Source organism: Acetobacterium fimetarium, from assembly GCF_014284475.1.
Taxonomy (GTDB): Bacteria; Bacillota; Clostridia; order Eubacteriales; family Eubacteriaceae; genus Acetobacterium; species Acetobacterium fimetarium.
In genome coordinates, this window is record NZ_WJBC01000007.1 from 18,509 (window position 1) to 32,727 (window position 14,219).

Genomic DNA, 14,219 nt, shown 5'->3' on the forward strand with positions numbered 1-14,219 from the left:
ATGGATGTTAAAAGTCGGTGAAGTGATGATATTTTTGTTTTTTTTTTATAATGCAATTGTTATCAATTATTTGTTTCGTGCCTCCGGCGATTATTCTGTGTTACAATATGTTGAGAATTAACATCATCATCGGGAGGAAGAATCTTGTTCGGAACAATTATCAATGCCACCGCTATCGTCATCTGCGGCTTCATCGGACTTTTATTAAAGGAAGCATTGCCCTCGCGGCTCTGCGATACAATCACGCAGGGCCTGGGTCTCGGCGTCGTCATCATCGGTACAACGATGGCGCTGGAAACTGAAAATATTACGCTAATGCTCGTCAGCCTTCTGCTTGGCGCCATCGTCGGCGAACTCATCGATATTGAAAAACAGCTCAAACGCATCGGAGACGCGCTTGAATCACGACTGAAAAACAGCAGCAACAATGTTTCACTCGGTTTTGTCAGCGCATCCCTGCTTTTCTGCACCGGGTCCATGGCCATTATGGGCGCCCTGGAAAACGGCATCACCGGAACCTACAGTATTTTACTCAGCAAATCACTGCTGGACGGAATTTTTGCTATGATTCTTTCCTCAACCATGGGCATTGGCGTGCTGCTGTCGGCGATTCCCGTTTTTTTATATCAGGGCAGCATTGCTCTGCTGGCCACTTCAATCAAACCCTTCCTGTCAACCGCCATGATCACGGAAATGAACGCCGTCGGCGGCATTCTGATCATGGCCATCGGCATCAACATGCTCAAGATCAAGGAATTCAAAGTCGGCAATCTCCTGCCGGCCATCATCATGCCGATTCTGATCCTTTGGATGATGGGGCTGTGGGGCCTTTAAAACTGAATTTGCCATTTCTTTGCAAATAAAAAAAGAGCCGAAGCTCTTTTTTTAATATTAGTCTACTGGTGAAAAATCATCTTTGCCAACGCCACAGGTTGGGCACTCCCAGCTATCAGGAATATCGGCAAATGCCGTCCCAGGAGCGACTCCATTATCCGGATCCCCAAAAGCTGGATCATAAATATAACCGCATACATCACATTCAAATTTTTGCATTGTTATTTCCCCCATTTCTGAATTTTGTTTTTATATCTCTATTATAATTATTCTAACAAATATTTCAATCTATTTTATGAATTATTTCAAAATAAAATTCTGTTACCGGTATTTTCCCAGGTTTGCTGCACCAATCATTCCGGCTTCATTTCTGAACCTGGCCAGCACAATTTCAGGTATGGCATTGTGCGGATAGGTGAGACGCTTATGTGCCTCTATGCGAATTTTTTCCAGCAAAAAGCCGCCGGCATTCGACAAACCGCCTCCGATGGCATAGATCTCCGGGTCCACGATATCGCTGATATTGGCGATCGCCCAGCCCAGATATTTGGCCAGTCGATCAACCGCCTCCGTTGCCAGAGGATCGCCGGCTTTGGCCGCGTCGATGATTTTTTTTCCGTCCAGTTTTTTTTCAGCTATCAAAGGTGATGTGACGCCGTTCTGCAACCGCATTTTTACATACCGAACCAATGCGGTTGCTGAAGCAAACGTCTCCAGACAGCCGTTTTTTCCGCAGCCGCAGGAATAGAAGTTTTCCGCCATGATCATATGGCCGACTTCCGTTGCCACACCGTGGGCTCCGGTTATGATCCGGCCATTGAGAATCAGTCCCCCACCGACGCCCGTACCCAGCGTAATCATCATGGTATTGTCGCAGCCGGCCATGCTTCCAAATGTTGCTTCAGCGATACAAGCCGCTGTGGCATCATTGACCAGCTGCACCTCTTGGGTCAATCCGTCTTCCAGATCCTTTTTCAAGTCCACATTTTTCCAGCCCAGATTCGGACAGGATACCACCGTACTGCCATCCGCAGAGAGAATACCCGGAATCCCGATGCCGATCGCCTGCTCCGCCGGCGCCTGCAGAAGCAGCTCTTTAATCAGCGCCAGCAGATCATTTTTTACGTCAGCATACCCCCGGGCACTGTCCGTTTTTACAGAAAGCTCCCGCAGAATTTTTCCCTGTTCATCCACGATGCCGCCCTTGATATTCGTCCCACCTAAATCGATTCCGATTCCCATCCTGCACCTCGATTCATTTTTACTGCATTATAGCACGATTTTTCTTTTTTCGATAGAATTAGTCTGGCTTATTCATAGCGCAGCGCATCAATCGGATCCAGGTGGGCGGCCTTATTGGCCGGGTAATAGCCGAAGAAAACGCCGATCCCCATTGAGAAGCACAGGGCGATAATCATCGGGCCGAAAGGAGGTGTGGTCGGAAACTTAAGCAGCGAACTGCCGAAAATACCGAGCGCCGCGCCCAGAGCTACGCCGATCATTCCGCCGATCAGACAGATGATGATCGACTCGATGATAAACTGACTGCGGATGGCTGAATTTCTCGCGCCCAAAGCTTTGCGGATGCCGATTTCCTTCGTCCGTTCGGTTACCGAAACCAGCATGATATTCATTACACCAATCCCGCCAACCAGCAGCGATATCCCCGCAATGACTGAAATCCCGAGCGAAAGGGTACTCAACATACCGGTTGCTTCACTGACGATGGACTCCATGCTCTGGGACTCAATTGTATAGTCGGACAGCGGATCCAGACTCTTGAGGAAATAATCCTTGGCCGTTTTGGCAAAAGCGGTGGTGTCGCCATTGGCTGCTCCCATGATCGTCAAGCTGTCATACCCCGGGATGGTGGTTGCTTCCGAACCAAGCGCCATCGCCGTAGTGATCGGAATAAAGCACTCGACACGCGTATCGTCGCCCATATTAAAGAGCGGATTGTCAATTACCAGTTTTTCATAGACCCCGATGACGGTATAGGTTTCATTCGTGGTTTTGGTTTTCACGGTAATATCCATTCCCGTCGGATCGCCATCAACGCCGACCAGATTGTTTCTCAGGGTTGTATCGATGATGATGACATTCCGAGAACTTTGGATGTCCCGGTCGGAAACGAAACGCCCCTGAACCAGATTGATGTTGTTGACCAGACGATAGTCCGGATTGGCGCCGGTGATGCTGACGTCCTTATGAATATACCCGCTGTCGAGCTCACCGGAACCCATACTCTTGGACAGGCTGATGGCCTGAATCTGACTTGAATACATTGTTTTGAAGCTGTCAAGCTCATCCTGCGTGATGTAGTCTTCCGGCTGCATTGTCGGCTGGCTGTCATAATTCTTCGGCGTCAGGTACACCGAGATATTCTTGCTGCCGATTTTGTCCATTGTTTTTGAAACTGAGCCGGTCATGGCGGAACCAAGCGTCGAAATCGCCATAACGGAAGCGATCCCGATGATGATCCCAAGCATCGTCAGAAGGGCGCGCATTTTATTCGCTCTCAAACCTTCCAGAGCCAGCCGGGTATTTTCAAGCAGATTCATAGCGCCCCTCCAAATGAAATTTCTGATTTACATAGTTTTCCACGATGGAACCGTCCTTGAGACGAATGGTTCGCTGCGTTTCCTCGGCCAGCTCGGTGTTGTGGGTAATCAGGATAATTGTCTTGCCCTGTTCCTGATGGAGCTGGTGAAAAATATCCATGACCATCCGGCCCGTATGCGTATCCAGTGCCCCGGTCGGTTCATCCGCCAGAATGATGGCCGGGTCATTGGCCATCGCTCTGGCAATGGCGACACGCTGCTTTTGCCCACCGGACAATTCGTTCGGGCGATGATGGGAACGGGCACTCATCTCCACCATTTGCAGCAGCTCTTTGGCCCGTTGGGTCCGTTCACTTCGTGATTTTCCGCCATAGAGCATCGGGAGCGCCACATTATTCAGCGCCGAGGAACGGGGAATCAGATTGAAGGTCTGAAATACAAAGCCGATTTTCTGATTGCGAATTCTTGACAAACCTTCATCCTTGACATTTTCCATCGGCAGATCGTCCAGAAAATAGCTTCCGCGGGTGGGACGGTCCAGCGCCCCGAGAATGTTCATCAGGGTGGACTTGCCGGATCCGGAAGCCCCGACGATGGATAAAAATTCGCCTTCGTAAACGTCAAGATCTAAACCGTGAAGTATTTCCAGTTCGTTGGGCGTTCCGAGGTAATAGGATTTGACGATTCCTCTCATTTCAATGATTTTTTTTCTCATTTACACCGTTGCTCCTTCCTCAAGAGAAACCGAATCGCCAGGATGTACAGCCTGAGGCTGGCTAATGACGGCCATTCCAGCCGTCAGCTGATCGCCGGCTATTTCCACGAGTGAATCAGTTTCCATCCCGAGACTTACCGGAATGGCGGCAACCATCTGTGTTCCTGCTTTATCCGGATTCTCCTGGGCAATATAAATGCAGGTCTTGCCGGAATCATCCGTCACCAGGGCCTCGAAGGGAACGCTGAAGACATCATTTTTTTCTTCGCTGACGATGCTCAGCCGGGTGGTCATTCCAATTTTAAGTCCGGACACATCGGCCGGCAGATCAACCTCGATTTCAAACTCGGCATTTTTTGTCGTGGAATCTGCTGAAAGTTTTGTCTCCATTGCAGTTGGTGCGATTTTGGAAAGATTGCCCTGAAAAGTTGCGGCTCCGGTCGCATCGGATTTGATAGTTACCGGCATGTCAACATGAATCAGGTTCAAATTCGCCTCTTTGACTTTTCCGCGGACTTTCAGATCACTGGTATCTTCAATGGTGAACAGTTCGCCGCTTGCCATCGCGCCTTTGACCGCACTGACCGCTGTGATGGTACCGCTATTCCCGGCCTTGACATTGGTATAGGTATCCGTCTGCTTGTTGTAAAGCTGACACAACCAGTCGCCGTTGCTGACCGCGTCACCAACGGCGACATAGATTTTTTCGATCGTATCACCGCTGCTGTCACTGACTTTCACTTTCGTATTGCTTTCGACAATGCCGGTAGCCGATATGGAATTCTGAAGGTTTCCCTTCGCCAGTGCTGACGTCTTGACGGTGGCGGCAGCCGGTGTTTTTGTGCCGGCATAAACATAGGCGCCGCCGCCGATCACGATGGCTAACCCCAGCACGATACACAGTATGATTCCTTTTTTCTTCATTATTTTCCTGTATGGCCCCGATCTCTCAATCGGTCCATACCTCTCTCCCTCTTTAATTTTTTTGTTTATAAATTGCACAAAACACGAACAATTGTTGCTTTGCTGACGGTTTCGCAATCAATTTGGTAACGTGTAGGCGAACAGTTTGGAAAACTGTCCGCCGTACAGTGTACAGATTGATTCGCGCAAACCGTCAGTAAACATGGTAGTTCTGGAAATACCTATTTTTCTGGCGCTTACTCCAAATTCAGGTGTTTCTGCATGATGTACTGGGTGCCGAAATAGAACAGGACGCACAAGATCACATTGCAGATGGTCGTGCCATTGATCAACCACTGGATCGCATTCATTGCCTCAATACCTTCCATATATGCTTCCAGATTCGCTAAAGGTACGACTACCATGATGACTGACGCGATGATCTGCATCACGATGGTAATCACGATATAGGCTCCGAAAGCCGCAATAATCCGGTGCTGGTTGAACAACTGCCCGATAGCAATGGATACATAAATCATCAGAATCGATGCAACCCCGCCTACCAGCATGCCCAGGAACAGTTCAAACAGAATAACATTGAGGCTCATTCCAAATTGAGCATAAAAATCGGCGTAACCGGCACTGATCGCCTGAGAGACTTCCAGCATCGAAAAACTTCCCAGTGAGAGAATGAAGCCGGAGATAGCCAGCATTAAACCGCAGACCACCGACCACATCAATCCCACCACTAATTTCGAGAAAACCATTTCCCATGTTTTTACGGGCAGGGTGAACATCAGATAGCCTTCATCAGTAAAAAGATTCTTGTAAAACCGCTGGATAATCACCACCAGCGTCATCACACATAAGGCGACGACCAGAACAAAGTACAGGGTAAAGGCGATTCCCAGAATGATTTCAGCAATCGGACCGGTTGTAACATTGTCGCTGAAAAAATCCGGTGCCCCGATGGTCATGGCCACTTTTGTGAAAATTGTCAATATCAGTAAAGCACCATACAGCGGCAGAAACGTTCTCCCCGTCGCCTTTACTTCATGTTTAAGCAGTTTTCTTAACATTTGAATACCTCCCGGAACAGACCGTCTACCGATTTGTTGTACTTTTCCCTGATTTCATCAACAGTGGATGTCAGGGTTATTTCTCCTTTTGAAATGAAAATGATGTCATCCAACACCTGCTCGATATCTGCAATCAGGTGGGTTGAGATCACGACCGAGGCATTCTCTTTATAATTGTTGATGATGGTATTGAGAATGTAATCCCTGGCGGCCGGATCAACCCCGCCGATTGGTTCGTCGAGCAGATAAAGCTCTGCTTGCCGGCTCATGACCAAAATCAGCTGGACTTTCTCTTTGGTCCCCTTGGACATGGTTTTCAGCCGATCTCCGGGATTGATATTCAGATCGAGCAGCATGTTTTCAGCTTTGATACGGTTGAAGTCTTGATAAAAATCTTCAAAGAAAGCGATGATGTCTTCAACCCGCATCCAGCCGTTAAGATAAGTTCGCTCGGACAGGTAGGATACCTTTGCCTTCGTTTCAATACCGGGAGCAAGCCCATCGATGGTTATTTCTCCACCGGTTGGCACCAGCAAACCGGTGGCCAGTTTAATAAAAGTGCTTTTGCCGCTGCCGTTTGGCCCAAGCAGCCCAATGATCCGACCTCTCGGGATCTCGACATTGACGTCAGACAGGGCCACCTTTTTTCCGAAATTCTTGGTCAGGTTCTTAGCGCTGAGTATTGTCATTACCGTCTTCCCCCTCCTCAGCCTTTTCAATCAATGTCAGAATCTCTTCTTTGCCAAATCCCAGCTGCTTCATTCGGTCGAAAAACCGGTCAATCTCGGTTAATGCCAAAGCTTTCTTTACTTCCTCTATCACTTTCTTATCCTCCGTAATATATCGTCCACTTGTTCTCTGTGCAAAAACCAGGTTCTCTCGTTCCAGCTCTGCTAATGCTTTTTGCATTGTGTTTGGGTTAACACCAGCATCCGAAGCCAAATCTCTTACCGAAGCAAGTTTATCGCCTGGTGAATAAATTCCGGATACGATTCTAAGCTCAATCTGTTCCACCAACTGTTTGTAGATGGGTCGATCTGAATCAATGTACCATTTCATTGCTGTCCTCCTTTGTATTATTGTATTGTTGTACTAATTGATTAATACAGTAACTCAATAATACAATTCTGTCAAGACTTTTCTGCAAAAAAAATGCCGCATTTCTGCAGCAGTCAAGCTGTCGACCAGTCCCACCGTACCGACCAATTGTTAATCAGTCGTATGCTACAGAATCGGACACTCTTCGAGATGTCCGCTCTGATGCATACTACACGATATAACAATTGTCGGTACTACGTTAGAACGCTGTCTACAGTTTCACTGCCACAAAATGCAGCATTTTTTTCAATTTTATATTAACGTCTTTTTTTCATTTTGCGAATCGAGTACATCAGGCCGCCGCTGAGAATGATCGCGGTAATGTAGCCGATGGTTCCCAGAGCGGGGATTCCCAGCAGCTTTGGGGTCATATCTGTGGTGGCAATAAAGCTTGATCCGATCAGCAAAGCCGCGTTAATGACACAAATGACAATTTTGTTGACCATTTTATCAATTTCCGCCAGTGGCTCCTCCGATCCCATCAGCTCCAGATTGACCTTAACCTGCCCCTTGTTCGCAAGGGTCAGAAAATCCGCTACCTGTCCCGGTATGCCGATTGCCTTTTCGCTTGATATGGCAAATCTGCGACCGTTGGTCTCGATGATCTTGCTTAAATCAAAATCGCCAGCTTCCTGAACCGCGATGTGATCGCCCATGATCGTGACAATATTGGCTTCCGGGGATACTTCGGCAATGACCCCCTCGATGGTGATCATGCCGCGGCTCAGCATACTGATGCCTCTTGGCATCGCGATATGATTTTCGCCGGCAATCCGCAATATTTCTTCCAGCACTCTGCCCATATTGATATTGCTCAGCTCTTCGGTTCCGAATTCCTCCAGGATGCCGTTGATTGCTTCATACAATTGGGGATGGTTGATCCGCCGCTTGGGAACGCCCAATGCCAGCACGGCACCTTTTAACATCTCCACATCAACGGTGGCAATCGCCTTGACATAGCGCCGTAAAACGCTCATTTCGCGTTTGGATAATCTCCCCATCATCCCCAAATCGATCCAGATAATCTGGCCATTTCGAATGAAGATATTGCCCGGATGCGGATCGGCATGAAAAAAGCCATCGTCAATAATTTGCTTCACATAATTGTCCGCCAGCTTTCTGCCAATTTCCTGGAGATCATAGCCTTCCGACAGCAAGGAGTCCAGTTCATCGATTTCGATACCCTCGATCGCTTCCATCACCAGTACTTTTGAGGTGGTGAATGCATTGTAGATGCGCGGGCAGCTGACGTAGTTGATGTCTGCATTTAATTCATTGAACAGTTGGGCATTCTGAGCCTCAATCAGAAAATCCATTTCCTGTTGGGCCGTGCTCCACATTTCATCCACAATCATTTTAAAATCGACGATATCGCCCATTCCGCTGGCAACATTCAGAATTCCGGTTGCTTTGTGCAGGAGAACGACATCCTGAGCCATCACCCGATAAATTCCAACCCGCTGAACCTTGATGACCACCTTAGCGCCGTCATTCAGCTCGGCTTCATGCACCTGAGCGATCGAAGCGGAGCCCAATGGTTCCCTGTTGATCATGCGGAACACTTCATCTGCCGGGCGCTGATATTCTTCCTCAATGATCTTGATGACCGTTTCAAAGGGCATCGGTTTTACCTGTGATCTGAGTTTTTCCAGCTCCAGGCAGTAGTCAGATGGCAGAATATCACGTCTCATCGACATCATTTGACCGATCTTAATAAAGGTCGGCCCCAGATCCTCGATGATCAGTCTCAATTTCTCCGGGGTCAGCCCTTTCGTGATTTCGTGTTTGAGCAGAATGGCAATGATTTTCCCCATTCTCCTGCCATTGCTGTCCATCTGATTGCTGTTGTTCTGTTGATCCGCTATTTTTACGGGATCACTTTGATTCATCTGTTCCGCTTTTATCGGCCCTTTCTAAAGAAACAATTTCTTTAGCGGCTGGTTCTGCTTCCATCATCTCTATTTTTGCTTTGATTTTCTGAATTTCTTCCGCTGTCATTTTATCCATGTTTTCCACAACCGTGTCCGCCGTTGGTGGATTTTCATTTTTAGTGGCAGTCGCGTCCTTAAAGGATTCCTTGATGTTGTGTTTCAGCTCTTCATTCAGTATTTTTCCCTGTTCTACCGTCAGTTCCCCTTTTGCCACCAGCTCATCGATCAGTTCTTTCGATTTTTCAGCAGTAGTTGCCACGGCACCAATTCCAAACAAAAATATTTTTTTGATGTCTTCACTAATATTTTCCAACATTTTTCGTTCCTCCTCTTTTTGATTATATTTTTTATTATTATACCCAAATCTTTTGCATTTAATCCTGTAATTTAAATCCGCCTTCCATCAATGCTTTGCGGATTTCCAGAATATGTTCGTAATTTCTGGTTTCCAGTTCAATGCGCAGGAAACAGCCATTGATATCCGAACCTTCATTGCTGCGTTCATGGTGAATCGAAATAACATTGCCGCCGCAATCTGCGATGATTCGTGAAACGCCTTTCAATTGTCCGGGTTTGTCGACCAGTTCAATATTGAGTGAACAGATCCGCCCCGATGTCAGCAGTCCGCGTTTGATGATCCGTGATAGAATAGTCACATCGATATTCCCTCCCGAAACGAGACAGACGACTTTTTTGCCTTTGATCGGAAGTTTGCCAAACATCGCCGCCGCTACTGCCACCGCGCCGGCTCCTTCGGCAATCAGCTTCTGCTGCTCAATCAGCGTCAGAATAGCGGTTGAAATTTCATCTTCGGTGACGGTGACAATTTCGTCGACGTACTGACTGCACAGATCAAAGGTGATTTCCCCCGGCTGTTTGACAGCAATCCCATCGGCAATGGTATTGGCCTGTGACAGACAGCATACTTTTTTCGCTTTCAGCGACTGCTTCATGCTTGGCGCTCCGGCAGCCTGAACGCCGTAAACCTTCACTTCCGGCTTCAGCGACTTGATGACGTAGGCAATACCCGATATGAGCCCGCCGCCCCCCACCGGCACGATGACTGCATCGATATCCGGAAGGCTTTCGAGAATCTCCAATCCAATGGTGCCCTGTCCGGCGATGACATCATCGTCGTCAAAGGGATGAATAAAGGTATAGCCCATTTCCGCCTGAAGCTCGATGGCTTTGGCATAAGCCTCATCATAACCGCCTTCCACCAGACACACTTCGGCCCCGTAGGATTTGGTTGCTTCAACCTTGGAAATCGGTGCCCCATCCGGCAGACAGATCAGGGCTTTGATATTGTTGATGGCGGCCGCCATCGCAACGCCCTGAGCATGATTGCCGGCCGAACAGGCGATCACCCCTTTGGCCCGTTCGGCTTCGTTAAGCTGGGAAATCTTATAGCAGGCCCCGCGAACCTTGAAAGAACCGGTAATCTGCAGATTTTCTGTTTTCAGATAGATTTCACTGTCCGGACAGATTTTGGGCGCATGAATCAAATCCGTGGGACGGATGTATTTTTTCAATGTAAAAGATGCATGATAGATTTTATCGAGTGTCAACATTTAATTTCTCCTGTTTTTTTGATTTGTTTTTTATCAACTTATAAAAAAAAGGCTGACGCCTTTCTTGAGACTGTAGACAAAGGTATACAGTAGTACCGACAATTGTTACATCGTGTTGTTTGCCTCAGAGCGGACATCTCGAAGAGTGTCCGATTCTGCAGCAGACAACTGATTAACAATTGGTCGGTACGGGGGGGCTACTCCGGTTTTGCACACTGTTCCGGATACCATTCGATGAACCACATCGAAAAGAACACACCGGGAACCAGTAATGCCAGTGGAAATATCGCCGCCAAATGGACCATGAACGTCGTGTCAAGCCAGATGGCAATGCCGCCCTGCATGACGAAAATAACTGCCCAGACCAGCGTCAGAATCCGGTTTGTTTTTAGAAACAGCGCATTTTTGAGGGCGTTGTGCCCGTTGAAAAAGTGCAGGTAATCTGCCGTTAACGGGATTGTTTTGAGCACCGACGCCAGCCAGATCAGCGCCAGTCCAAAATATTCAATGATTGCAAATGTATTGCCGTCGAAAGTACTTCCAAATGTCATATAGATCAGCGTGACCAGCGAAAATGAGACCAGTGTCCCTTTTTCGAAATAGACCAAATCCGCCCCTCTTTTGATGGTGAATAAAATCCCGCTGATCACCAGCGGAATGACAATGCCGAATAACGGATTGTAATCCAGAACCAGCAGACTGACAATCCATGGCACCACGGTCAGGAAAAACCAGTAGGGCGTATTCTTAAAACTGACGGGAACGATTTTCTTTCTTTTTTCCGGATTCAGCAGAACATTTCCAAACAGCCCATCCATGAAAACATTCAGCAAATTCATATCCCCTTTTACCGAATATTTTTTTTCCAGCAACGAGTGGGCCGCATCGATTTTGCCTTCGCGGATCCGTTCCAGCGTTAATAAGCTGAGACTGATCGAGATTTCTTCCTCCTTAAAATCATTTTTCAGTAAGGTACACGCATCATCCTTTACCACCAGCTGGTAGCGTTCTTTAAGATCGGTGAAATCAAATTGATACACGGCATCGAGACCGGGACTTACTTTGGGATTGAAGTCGGCCTGTACCTGTTTCATATAGCCCCACGCCATCAGTCCGCCGTCCATATCTCTCATCCGGGTATCATCGATTCCCCAGCTCAGATTGGCTGTTTTTAAATAGGCGGGAATCTCGATGAATGGTTTTGCAAGGCCCGCTCTGATATTTTCCGGAATTTCTGAATGCTCGCGGTATTCTTTTCCTGCCGCCTTGACTAAATCAAGATAAGGTGCTGTCAGACCGTCAAGTTGGGTGATGCCCAAAAGCTCGCCCTCAATGCAGAATATTTTTTCCCATTTGCCTTCGCCAAACAGATTGTTGAATTGCGCCTCAACGCCCTCATAATTACGTTTGGTTGTCGGCAAACCGCAGGTGCTGATTAAGACATGCCTTTTGTTTCCCATTTTTTCAGGGTTCCGATAAGGACGTCCATACGTTCCCTTGCCCTCCGAATCAATAAACGGTAACAACGTGGGTGTCGTACGCTCCATAAATTTCTTCATAACACTTGAAATTCCGCATTGATAAAGAGGGGTCGCCCAGATGATGATTTCGGCTTCTTCATATTTTTGTAAAAGCTCCGCCATATCATCCTGAACGACACACTCACCCGGTGATGTTGTCCAGCAAGAAAAGCATCCGGTACAGGCATTGATGTTCTGCTCTGCCAGATGAACGATCTCAATTTCATAGTCATCCGCATCTGCCGATAATCCGGCTAAAAAACTTTCCGCTATTTTCAGCGTAAAGCTTTTGCTGCTTTTATGGCTGCCATTTAATACTAAAATTTTACTCATTATTCCCTCCTTCTTCGCAAAATGGTATTTTTTCGTCTATTTAAAGATTATATCAAAAATAACGCTGGCAGAATACCCCATAATTCGATTATAATGGAATAAACAATAATCCCATTTTGAAACACGAACCGTGTGTCATGTTTCAAAACGACACGTCAGCCCGTCTCTTTTTGCGACAGAGCTGATCCTGCTTTTCATTAAACTCTTCCAAAATGTGCTTCTAATGGGATTTCATCTTATGCTCTTCTTTTGGCATGATAATTGCTTCTTTAATAATCCATATCCATATGCGTGGATAAATATATGGTAAATGTACCAAATAAAGGAGCTTATCATGAGTAAACCAGTCATATCCGTTGTTAAAGTTGAAAAACCTGAAGGCAATGCCCAATTCATGGCCGGAAAATATGTCCGACTTGATGACGACATTAAAAAAATCAAAGCTGCTGTTGGTGAAGCAATTAAATTATCTATTGGATCCCTTGATAACATCATTAAAGAGGGCGATACCGTCTTGATCAAACCGAATCTGGCTTTCCAGGCGCCACCAGAAAGCTTTGCTGTCGTTGATCCGCGAACCATCGAAGCTGTTGTTTCTTATGTGAAAGAAAACTCCAAAGCCGGAAAAGTGGTCGTTGGCGATAATCCATCACTTGGCATGCATGTTGGTCGTGCTAAACCAGCCTTTAAAGATTCAAGAATGGAAGAAGCTGCTAAACTGGGCGGAGCTGATGAAGTCATCTATTTTGACGAACACGATGTCGTTCCGGTAGAAATTGAAGGGGCTAAAGTATTTAAACACGCAACGGTTTTTAAACCTTTCCTTGACGCCGACGTTGTCATCAACCTGCCAAAAATGAAAGTGCATTTGGCCGGAACCGTCACGCTGGGGCTTAAAAACTGGAATGGGATTATCCCGAACTGTCATCCCGATGCTCAGCAGCAAGGTGCTCACCGTATTGAATTAGGGCAGAAAATGGCTGACTTGTATCGCGTTCGACATGCCGATCTTGTCATCGTCGATGCAGTTATCGGGATGGAAGGCCAGGGGCCGCATGCCGGAACGCCGATCGAAATGAACCTGATTGTTGCCGGGACTGATACCGTTGCTGTGGATTCTGTTGCCTGTTCAATCATGGGCTTTGACCCGATGGAAATTCCAGCCGTTCGTTGTGCCGGTACTGAAGGCCAGGGTGAAATCGATTTAAATAAAATCGACGTTGTCGGCAACTCGATTGAATCCGTTATGAAACACTTCAAACGTCCCGGCGGCGACCCCATTGGCATGTATGCCGGTTTGACTTGTGTGATGCAGCAAACCTGTGGCGGTTGTCATGTTAATGTTCGTGGCGCTTTGGACTCGTTTGCCATCAGCGGCATTGACATGAAAAAATTCCTTGAAAAAAATGGTGAAATCATTGTCATCGCCGGCGGAGTTCCGGATTTCGACCCTGAAAGCTGTAGAGACAAAAATGTATTTATTTGCGGCGACTGCTGGGAACTTTTCCCATCGGTTGATAAAGTACGAGAAGGTGCAGCGCTTGCTAAAACAGTAACGTATTATCCAGGCTGTGCTCCAGTTTATATTTTTGCTCAACTTAATACTGATCTTCAGAAACTGGCAGCCGGTAAATAATTTTCATTGTTCACCGGGGGCTTTTCCCCCGGTGAATG

Annotated in this window: 14 protein-coding genes; 2 read left to right on the plus strand and 12 right to left on the minus strand. The window is 47.1% G+C overall.

Features of this window, described 5'->3' with window-relative positions; translation table 11 throughout:
- The first annotated feature begins 144 nt into the window (after window positions 1-144).
- Window positions 145-834, plus strand: coding sequence for a DUF554 domain-containing protein (locus tag GH808_RS06420; protein WP_186841958.1), 690 nt, complete (start codon window positions 145-147; stop codon window positions 832-834).
- A 57-nt stretch (window positions 835-891) separates the two neighbouring features.
- Here the strand turns inward: GH808_RS06420 and rd are convergent, their stop codons facing one another.
- The 12 genes from rd to GH808_RS06480 form a co-directional block, all read right to left on the minus strand.
- Complete coding sequence (rd, locus tag GH808_RS06425; protein ID WP_186841959.1) at window positions 892-1,053, minus strand: rubredoxin; 162 nt, start codon at window positions 1,051-1,053, stop codon at window positions 892-894.
- Between the two features lie 102 nt (window positions 1,054-1,155).
- Window positions 1,156-2,076: an ROK family protein gene (locus GH808_RS06430; RefSeq protein WP_186841960.1), complete on the minus strand. Its 921-nt coding sequence runs from the start codon at window positions 2,074-2,076 to the stop codon at window positions 1,156-1,158.
- Between the two features lie 68 nt (window positions 2,077-2,144).
- Window positions 2,145-3,395 carry an ABC transporter permease gene (locus tag GH808_RS06435; RefSeq protein ID WP_186841961.1) on the minus strand — a complete coding sequence of 417 codons (1,251 nt, stop codon included), beginning with the start codon at window positions 3,393-3,395 and terminating at the stop codon, window positions 2,145-2,147.
- Window positions 3,382-4,110 carry an ABC transporter ATP-binding protein gene (locus GH808_RS06440; RefSeq protein ID WP_207722273.1) on the minus strand — a complete coding sequence of 243 codons (729 nt, stop codon included), beginning with the start codon at window positions 4,108-4,110 and terminating at the stop codon, window positions 3,382-3,384. Before GH808_RS06440 ends, GH808_RS06435 begins: the two co-directional genes overlap by 14 nt.
- Complete coding sequence (locus GH808_RS06445; protein WP_186841962.1) at window positions 4,111-5,034, minus strand: efflux RND transporter periplasmic adaptor subunit; 924 nt, start codon at window positions 5,032-5,034, stop codon at window positions 4,111-4,113.
- Between the two features lie 236 nt (window positions 5,035-5,270).
- Complete coding sequence (locus tag GH808_RS06450) at window positions 5,271-6,092, minus strand: ABC transporter permease (RefSeq protein WP_186841963.1); 822 nt, start codon at window positions 6,090-6,092, stop codon at window positions 5,271-5,273.
- Complete coding sequence (locus GH808_RS06455; protein ID WP_186841964.1) at window positions 6,086-6,781, minus strand: ABC transporter ATP-binding protein; 696 nt, start codon at window positions 6,779-6,781, stop codon at window positions 6,086-6,088. The genes GH808_RS06450 and GH808_RS06455 overlap by 7 nt, the downstream gene beginning before the upstream one ends.
- On the minus strand, window positions 6,762-7,151 hold the full coding sequence (locus tag GH808_RS06460; RefSeq protein WP_186841965.1) for a GntR family transcriptional regulator: 390 nt from the start codon (window positions 7,149-7,151) through the stop codon (window positions 6,762-6,764). Before GH808_RS06460 ends, GH808_RS06455 begins: the two co-directional genes overlap by 20 nt.
- Before the next feature lie 296 nt (window positions 7,152-7,447).
- Window positions 7,448-9,079 carry an ABC1 kinase family protein gene (locus GH808_RS06465; RefSeq protein WP_186841966.1) on the minus strand — a complete coding sequence of 544 codons (1,632 nt, stop codon included), beginning with the start codon at window positions 9,077-9,079 and terminating at the stop codon, window positions 7,448-7,450.
- Window positions 9,066-9,434, minus strand: a complete 369-nt coding sequence (locus tag GH808_RS06470; protein ID WP_420797522.1) for a phasin family protein — start codon at window positions 9,432-9,434, stop codon at window positions 9,066-9,068. The genes GH808_RS06465 and GH808_RS06470 overlap by 14 nt, the downstream gene beginning before the upstream one ends.
- Window positions 9,435-9,495: 61 nt before the next feature.
- A complete protein-coding gene (gene ilvA, locus GH808_RS06475) occupies window positions 9,496-10,692 on the minus strand; it encodes a threonine ammonia-lyase (RefSeq protein ID WP_186841968.1) in 1,197 nt (398 codons plus the stop codon).
- Window positions 10,693-10,889: 197 nt separating this feature from the next.
- Window positions 10,890-12,545: an NAD(P)H-dependent oxidoreductase gene (locus tag GH808_RS06480; protein WP_186841969.1), complete on the minus strand. Its 1,656-nt coding sequence runs from the start codon at window positions 12,543-12,545 to the stop codon at window positions 10,890-10,892.
- 334 nt (window positions 12,546-12,879) lie between these two features.
- Here GH808_RS06480 and GH808_RS06485 point away from each other — a divergent pair, with 334 nt between their 5' ends.
- The gene (locus GH808_RS06485) at window positions 12,880-14,181 is read left to right on the plus strand and encodes a DUF362 domain-containing protein (RefSeq protein ID WP_186841970.1); all 1,302 of its coding nucleotides are present in this window, start codon (window positions 12,880-12,882) and stop codon (window positions 14,179-14,181) included.
- The last annotated feature ends 38 nt before the right edge of the window (window positions 14,182-14,219 follow it).

Bases quoted from the DNA above. Each gene is read 5' to 3' on its own strand.
- GH808_RS06460 (WP_186841965.1), bottom strand. From the start codon at position 7,151: ATGAAATGGTACATTGATTCAGATCGACCCATCTACAAACAGTTGGTG.
- GH808_RS06485 (WP_186841970.1), top strand. From the start codon at position 12,880: ATGAGTAAACCAGTCATATCCGTTGTTAAAGTTGAAAAACCTGAAGGC.
- GH808_RS06455 (WP_186841964.1), bottom strand. From the start codon at position 6,781: ATGACAATACTCAGCGCTAAGAACCTGACCAAGAATTTCGGAAAAAAG.
- GH808_RS06445 (WP_186841962.1), bottom strand. From the start codon at position 5,034: ATGAAGAAAAAAGGAATCATACTGTGTATCGTGCTGGGGTTAGCCATC.
- GH808_RS06450 (WP_186841963.1), bottom strand. From the start codon at position 6,092: ATGTTAAGAAAACTGCTTAAACATGAAGTAAAGGCGACGGGGAGAACG.
- ilvA (WP_186841968.1), bottom strand. From the start codon at position 10,692: ATGTTGACACTCGATAAAATCTATCATGCATCTTTTACATTGAAAAAA.
- GH808_RS06480 (WP_186841969.1), bottom strand. From the start codon at position 12,545: ATGAGTAAAATTTTAGTATTAAATGGCAGCCATAAAAGCAGCAAAAGC.
- GH808_RS06440 (WP_207722273.1), bottom strand. From the start codon at position 4,110: ATGAGAAAAAAAATCATTGAAATGAGAGGAATCGTCAAATCCTATTAC.
- GH808_RS06430 (WP_186841960.1), bottom strand. From the start codon at position 2,076: ATGGGAATCGGAATCGATTTAGGTGGGACGAATATCAAGGGCGGCATC.
- rd (WP_186841959.1), bottom strand. From the start codon at position 1,053: ATGCAAAAATTTGAATGTGATGTATGCGGTTATATTTATGATCCAGCT.
- GH808_RS06465 (WP_186841966.1), bottom strand. From the start codon at position 9,079: ATGAATCAAAGTGATCCCGTAAAAATAGCGGATCAACAGAACAACAGC.
- GH808_RS06435 (WP_186841961.1), bottom strand. From the start codon at position 3,395: ATGAATCTGCTTGAAAATACCCGGCTGGCTCTGGAAGGTTTGAGAGCG.